Genomic DNA, 716 nt, shown 5'->3' with positions numbered 1-716 from the left:
GGCAATACTTTACCCAGCATTGGCAAGACTGGTTTCCAGCCATCGGCTCATACCCTAACTTCGCAAAGCACTGCGCCAATCTGTGGCAAGTCAAACAGCAGATACAAGATAAAGTCAGTCAAATTGAAGGCCGTGACAACATTCATTTTATGGATGGCTTTCCGATACCCGTCTGTCATTATGGACGCGCTTATCGGCATAAAAACTATCAAGACTTAGCAGCTTTTAGTTACTGCGCCGCTAAGCAAGAGAGATACTATGGCTTTGAGGGACATTTGCTTGTTAATTTATCTGGCATGATTAAAGGCTTTACCTTTGCCCCTGCCAATGTTGATGAAAGAGCGGTTGCGCCTGATATTACTGACCATATCCATGGTTTGCTCGGCGCTGATAAAGGGTATATCAGCCCTAGTCTGACATCGTACTACGACGCTCAAGGAGTGGATTTACAAACGCCACTCAGAGCCAACATGAAAGAGGATAGACCCAAACCTGTGGTAAGACGGCTAATGAAAGCTCGCCGTATCGTTGAAACAGTCATTGGTCAGCTATCAGAACGATTTAATATACAAAGAGTGCGAGCAAGAGATTTATGGCATTTGTCTCATCGATTGATTCGTAAAATCCTGTCACACAATCTGTGCTTTGTACTCAATAAAAAACTTGGTAACCCGCCTCTTCAGTTTGATTTGCTTATTTCAAGTTGAGAGTGGGGT

1 protein-coding gene is annotated in these 716 nt (G+C 43.9%); it reads left to right on the top strand.

The window, feature by feature from the left end; all coding sequences use genetic code 11:
- The coding region (locus tag JMX83_RS14995) for an IS982 family transposase (RefSeq protein ID WP_201603388.1) at positions 1–707 on the top strand (707 nt) is incomplete at its 5' end.
- Between the last annotated feature and the right edge of the window lie 9 nt (positions 708–716).

The sequence above is a fragment of the Psychrobacter piscatorii genome, from assembly GCF_904846415.1.
Taxonomy (GTDB): Bacteria; Pseudomonadota; Gammaproteobacteria; order Pseudomonadales; family Moraxellaceae; genus Psychrobacter; species Psychrobacter piscatorii.
The sequence above is the reverse complement of the archived record's forward strand: the minus strand, read 5'-3'. Positions and strand labels throughout refer to the sequence as shown.